Source organism: Rhizorhabdus sp. (assembly GCF_018006725.1).
Classification (GTDB): domain Bacteria; phylum Pseudomonadota; class Alphaproteobacteria; order Sphingomonadales; family Sphingomonadaceae; genus Rhizorhabdus.
Map to the genome: position 1 here is coordinate 1 of NZ_JAGMXV010000343.1, position 4,086 is coordinate 4,086.

The window sequence follows — 4,086 nt, forward strand, 5'->3', positions numbered from 1 at the left end:
CGCGGCATCGAGCAGCGGCTACCAAGGCGCGGCATCGAACACCGGCACCCGAGGCGCGGCATCGAACACCGGCTACTATGGCGCGGCATCGAACACCGGCGACTATGGCGCGGCATTCTCGCACGCATTCGGCGGAAAGGTCATGTCTTCTGGTGACGGGCAAGCCCTCTATTGCACCGAATTCACCGATGACTTTTCAATCAAGTCAGTCGCCTGCGGTGTCACTGGGCGCGGCGGCATCGTTGCTGGCGTTTGGTACACTTGCCGCGATGGTGAGTTGGTGGAGTTCGGATCATGAACGCCCATAAGATCACCACCTACGCACTGTGGACCGACTGGCGCGGTCGTGAGCGCGAATGCGAAGTCGTCGCGACCTATGAACTGCGCGCTGGCAAGCCCCATGTAACGGGCTGGACCGCCGAAACGTCGCACGGGCTGGATTACGCGGACGAGGAACAGATCGTCGAGCAGCTGCACGCGGCTATCGATGACGAACTGGCCGACGAAGGCGAAGCGCGCGCCGCTGAAAGCTATGTCCCGGCGCAGGGGTTGGCGGCATGACCCGCACCGAGCGCACCCTTGCCGCCGACCGGGCGTTCAACGCGCAGATCGACGCGACCATGGCCGAACTGCGGGCCGTGGCCATGCCTGACATGTCCATATTCGAGCGCGGCGAATACCTCGCTGCCAGAGATCACCTTGCCAGCCTGTCGCTAGAGCGTCGGGCCGAGTTGGAGAACGACGCATGACCCGTTTTACCCGCCCCGCAGGCGAGCCATCGCTGCTTGCCGGCACGTTCTGGACATGCCTTGCGGTTGCCGCGTGGGCGATGGTGTTGGGGTTCGCCGCATGACTCCGCTACTCGCCGCGATCCTGGCGGCATGGATCATGTTCCCCGCCGGCTTTGTGTTCGGATGCTTTTGGGCAGGCAGAGAAAGGATGGATGATGAGTAAATATGAAAAGGCATTCGATGTTTTCAGGCAATTTGAAGATGGCTTGGCCTGCTTCGAGTTTGTCCAATTGTTCGAATGCGATAGTGACAAGCAATGCGCGTCCGCCCGACTGAGCCAGTTTGTTTTAGAAGGCCTCGCGGTCAAGATAGGGTCCCGCGTCAATCCTGAAACCAACAATTCAGGGGTCGTCTATGTGCCGACAGGCGTCCCCTACCGTGATCGGAATCTTGAACCGCGCGAGCCTAGACGCAAGCGGCGCGGCCCATATGAATCCGAACTGAAAGCGCTTCGGAAATGGAAAGCCAACGCCATAGACCGATATCCCGAACTTGGCCTTGATTCTGCGATTCTCAAGGCTCGGGCGCAAGTCGCCAGTATTCTGAGAATGGAAGGCAATTCGGCAAAGGCGGTCATGGTCGAAAGGGGAGACTTAGATGACGGCGAAACCATGCGGATAATTCTAGCGATGGTGAAGGATGGATGATGATCTCCTATGAACTTCGCACCCGTCGCGGTGCCCGGCACATGGTGTTCGACACCCTCGCCAGTGCCCGCGAACGCCGGGACCGCATGGCCCCGCGTGTCCCGCTCGACATCGTCGAGGTCATCACGACCGTCAAAGAGCGCGTGGTTAACTGACGCCGCGCTTGAAGCGGCACCCAAAGGAGCGATGACGTGACCGAACCTGTAGAAACTGAACTGGTGAAGCGGCTGCGGAGCGCCACGCCTCCGCACTATGGGAAGTGCTTGCAAGCCGCCGACGAAATCGAGCGCCTGCAAGCCGAACTGGCGCGGGTGAGCAAGGTCGGCGCCCAGATGGCCTATACCCTCGGCTGCATCGCCAATGAGGACTGGCATGGCATGACCGCCGACGATGCGCGCCGGGAAGCCCGCGCCGCGTTAGAAGAATGGGGCTAACTATGACCACCCTGCAAGACCGCCAGATCCCGCGTGATCTAGTCGAATGCCTGCGCATCGAGGCACGCAATGCGGCAAACCCGCCGACCGAATATTTGCTGGCAGATGACGGTGGGCGCATGGTCCACAAGCCGAAGCCGGATTTCGATATGGCCGAATTACTGGATCAGGCGGCGAACCGGATCACGGCGGACGGAGCAAGCCTTGCCCGCCTGCAAGCTGAACTGGCGCGCACCGAGCGTAACCGCGACATGTGGAAAGGCCAGTGCGAACGGCAGGCCGAACAGCTTGCCATAATGCGCCAGAACCTCACCGAAGCAGTGCAGGCCGTCGAACTCCTGCCTATGGATTGCATGGGTGTGGGGGGGCGCGACGATCCGCTGGGAGGAACGCGCTGGTATATCCGCGATGAACTGCTCGCCAACTGCCGCGCCTGCCTCATTGACCACTACGACGATGACGATGACGACGATCCCGAAGGCCTCGCTTTCGAGTGCGCGGGGTTTAACGACGGCACCGGCTTCTACTGCCCGCTTTGGGGCAGCGAGGAATGCGATTGGGAATGTCCGAACGGAGGAATGGGATGATGCCCTATCTTGTCATCGCGGAGCTCGATCCGCCCCACGCGCCATTCGCCGTTCTGTCTGTCGATCCAACACAGCGTGTCGATGGCGGGTGCAAAGCTATCGTCCTGTCGCTGCACTATTCGCGTGAGGAAGCGGAAAAGGAGATAGCCAATGCTGATCGACGTTGACTGCCCGAGCTGCAACGGCATGGGCGAATGCCACACGGCTACCCCGAGCCAGCGCGCTCGCTATGTCCGGCACGATGACCTGTCGCCGGATGACTATGCCGAGCAATGCCCCAAGTGCGCCGGCTCAGGCACGGTCGATTACGATCCCGAAGATGAAATCGAAGATTGGACGAACGATGACACCTGAACAGCCGGCAAAACGTCTGCGCGGGAGGGCAGGGTGATGCGGTGTGCTGATTGTAGGTTCTTCCACCATGACGGTCGCGAATACGGCGAGTGCCGCAGAATGCCGCCTCAGGGCGAGTTCAGCGCGAACTTCATCGAAGATGGATACGAACGGCGACGCTTTAAGGTTGAGGTCTATCGCTTCGCCAATGCCGTATTTCCGAACCTATCGCGCGACATGTGGTGCGGCGAACACCAGCCCAAGGAGACGAACGATGACGCCTGAGCAGATCGCGGAACTTGAGGCACTGGCCGAGAAGGCAACGCCGGGGCCTTGGGTGCGCTCGAATGACCCAAAGAAGTGGGTATCGTCTTTGGCGCCTGTCACTTCGCAAGAGTGGCGGGATAATGTCGAGAACGATGCTGCCCTAATCGCCACCCTCGTCAACAGCCTCCCCGCCATCCTCGCCGCCCTCAAGGCGCAGCAGCCGAGGGAGGATGTGGTGGAGCGGGTGGCGACAGTGTTAGCGCCGTTTGTGTGCAGGCCGGTTCACAATGGGGATTGCGACGACATCGCAGCGGGGCAATCGCACGCCCGTTATGTTGCCCGCGCCGCAATCGCCGCCATGCAGGAGGGCCGAGCATGACTGACCCCCGCCCAGTACTAGCTCAGGCCCGCTCCGAAGGCTACCGCGATGGCTTAGCCCAAGCCAGCCAGGTTAACCAAGACGAAGCCTTCGAGAATGGCCGGGAGCTTGGATTACAACAAGCTCACCACAGCATCTTCTGGACCTGGTTGGCGGGCTTTGTGTTTGGCGCGTTCACGGCAGCTACAATCCTCATAGCTTGGAGTATCTGATCATGACTGACCCGGAGATCACGCAGGCAGATCGAGACGCGGTAAACGCCTTCCATCGCGCCGGGCAAGCCGATGCGTCTGCGCGGGAGGGCAGGGTGATGGCGTACATTGAACGAAAGGCCATCACCCGGACGGTTACGGCGTCCGATCTTGAGCCAACTGAACTGGCGTCAATCTTCGCGGCTTACGATGACAATCAGCAAGCGGCCTTTTTTGATGCGGTGGCGGACGAGGTGAAAGAATGGGGCGGCACTGGATGGTGCGGCCAATGCTCATGGTTTGTGCCGAAACTGACAGCCAGGGCCAAGGATATCATTTTGAAAATGGCAGAATGGATGAATGATGGCACCTGAACAGATTGCGACAGCATCCGCTGAAACCGAGCGGTTGGCTCACAACCTCGATATTACGAACGCCGATCACACTGCACTCTGGC

At 60.3% G+C, this 4,086-nt stretch carries 13 protein-coding genes; all 13 read left to right on the top strand.

The annotated features are described in order from the left end of the window. On the top strand, window positions 1–298 hold a 298-nt coding region (locus tag KAY22_RS25490; RefSeq protein WP_296625906.1), incomplete at its 5' end, for a hypothetical protein. Then, window positions 295–561: a hypothetical protein gene (locus tag KAY22_RS25495; protein ID WP_296625907.1), complete on the top strand. Its 267-nt coding sequence runs from the start codon at window positions 295–297 to the stop codon at window positions 559–561. The genes KAY22_RS25490 and KAY22_RS25495, both read left to right, overlap by 4 nt. After that, window positions 558–749 carry a hypothetical protein gene (locus tag KAY22_RS25500; protein ID WP_296625908.1) on the top strand — a complete coding sequence of 64 codons (192 nt, stop codon included), beginning with the start codon at window positions 558–560 and terminating at the stop codon, window positions 747–749. The genes KAY22_RS25495 and KAY22_RS25500 overlap by 4 nt, the downstream gene beginning before the upstream one ends. Window positions 750–943: 194 nt before the next feature. After that, window positions 944–1,438, top strand: a complete 495-nt coding sequence (locus KAY22_RS25505; protein WP_296625909.1) for a hypothetical protein — start codon at window positions 944–946, stop codon at window positions 1,436–1,438. Next, window positions 1,435–1,593, top strand: coding sequence for a hypothetical protein (locus tag KAY22_RS25510; protein ID WP_296625910.1), 159 nt, complete (start codon window positions 1,435–1,437; stop codon window positions 1,591–1,593). The genes KAY22_RS25505 and KAY22_RS25510 overlap by 4 nt, the downstream gene beginning before the upstream one ends. A 36-nt stretch (window positions 1,594–1,629) precedes the next feature. Beyond that, complete coding sequence (locus tag KAY22_RS25515) at window positions 1,630–1,872, top strand: hypothetical protein (RefSeq protein ID WP_296625911.1); 243 nt, start codon at window positions 1,630–1,632, stop codon at window positions 1,870–1,872. A gap of 2 nt (window positions 1,873–1,874) precedes the next feature. Further along, window positions 1,875–2,459 carry a hypothetical protein gene (locus KAY22_RS25520; RefSeq protein WP_296625912.1) on the top strand — a complete coding sequence of 195 codons (585 nt, stop codon included), beginning with the start codon at window positions 1,875–1,877 and terminating at the stop codon, window positions 2,457–2,459. Continuing rightward, window positions 2,456–2,626, top strand: a complete 171-nt coding sequence (locus tag KAY22_RS25525; protein WP_296625913.1) for a hypothetical protein — start codon at window positions 2,456–2,458, stop codon at window positions 2,624–2,626. Before KAY22_RS25520 ends, KAY22_RS25525 begins: the two co-directional genes overlap by 4 nt. Beyond that, complete coding sequence (locus tag KAY22_RS25530) at window positions 2,610–2,813, top strand: hypothetical protein (RefSeq protein WP_296625914.1); 204 nt, start codon at window positions 2,610–2,612, stop codon at window positions 2,811–2,813. The genes KAY22_RS25525 and KAY22_RS25530 overlap by 17 nt, the downstream gene beginning before the upstream one ends. 99 nt (window positions 2,814–2,912) lie before the next feature. Continuing rightward, window positions 2,913–3,077: a hypothetical protein gene (locus KAY22_RS25535; RefSeq protein ID WP_296625915.1), complete on the top strand. Its 165-nt coding sequence runs from the start codon at window positions 2,913–2,915 to the stop codon at window positions 3,075–3,077. Next, window positions 3,067–3,438 carry a hypothetical protein gene (locus KAY22_RS25540; protein ID WP_296625916.1) on the top strand — a complete coding sequence of 124 codons (372 nt, stop codon included), beginning with the start codon at window positions 3,067–3,069 and terminating at the stop codon, window positions 3,436–3,438. The genes KAY22_RS25535 and KAY22_RS25540 overlap by 11 nt, the downstream gene beginning before the upstream one ends. Then, window positions 3,435–3,650: a hypothetical protein gene (locus KAY22_RS25545; protein ID WP_296625917.1), complete on the top strand. Its 216-nt coding sequence runs from the start codon at window positions 3,435–3,437 to the stop codon at window positions 3,648–3,650. Before KAY22_RS25540 ends, KAY22_RS25545 begins: the two co-directional genes overlap by 4 nt. Before the next feature lie 2 nt (window positions 3,651–3,652). After that, a complete protein-coding gene (locus KAY22_RS25550) occupies window positions 3,653–4,003 on the top strand; it encodes a hypothetical protein (protein ID WP_296625918.1) in 351 nt (116 codons plus the stop codon). Window positions 4,004–4,086: the final 83 nt, after the last annotated feature.

Excerpts from the sequence above, each read along its gene's own strand:
- KAY22_RS25495 (WP_296625907.1), top strand. The coding sequence starts at position 295 with ATGAACGCCCATAAGATCACCACCTACGCACTGTGGACCGACTGGCGC.
- KAY22_RS25500 (WP_296625908.1), top strand. The coding sequence starts at position 558 with ATGACCCGCACCGAGCGCACCCTTGCCGCCGACCGGGCGTTCAACGCG.
- KAY22_RS25505 (WP_296625909.1), top strand. The coding sequence starts at position 944 with ATGATGAGTAAATATGAAAAGGCATTCGATGTTTTCAGGCAATTTGAA.
- KAY22_RS25510 (WP_296625910.1), top strand. The coding sequence starts at position 1,435 with ATGATGATCTCCTATGAACTTCGCACCCGTCGCGGTGCCCGGCACATG.
- KAY22_RS25520 (WP_296625912.1), top strand. The coding sequence starts at position 1,875 with ATGACCACCCTGCAAGACCGCCAGATCCCGCGTGATCTAGTCGAATGC.
- KAY22_RS25525 (WP_296625913.1), top strand. The coding sequence starts at position 2,456 with ATGATGCCCTATCTTGTCATCGCGGAGCTCGATCCGCCCCACGCGCCA.
- KAY22_RS25530 (WP_296625914.1), top strand. The coding sequence starts at position 2,610 with ATGCTGATCGACGTTGACTGCCCGAGCTGCAACGGCATGGGCGAATGC.
- KAY22_RS25535 (WP_296625915.1), top strand. The coding sequence starts at position 2,913 with ATGCCGCCTCAGGGCGAGTTCAGCGCGAACTTCATCGAAGATGGATAC.
- KAY22_RS25540 (WP_296625916.1), top strand. The coding sequence starts at position 3,067 with ATGACGCCTGAGCAGATCGCGGAACTTGAGGCACTGGCCGAGAAGGCA.
- KAY22_RS25545 (WP_296625917.1), top strand. The coding sequence starts at position 3,435 with ATGACTGACCCCCGCCCAGTACTAGCTCAGGCCCGCTCCGAAGGCTAC.
- KAY22_RS25550 (WP_296625918.1), top strand. The coding sequence starts at position 3,653 with ATGACTGACCCGGAGATCACGCAGGCAGATCGAGACGCGGTAAACGCC.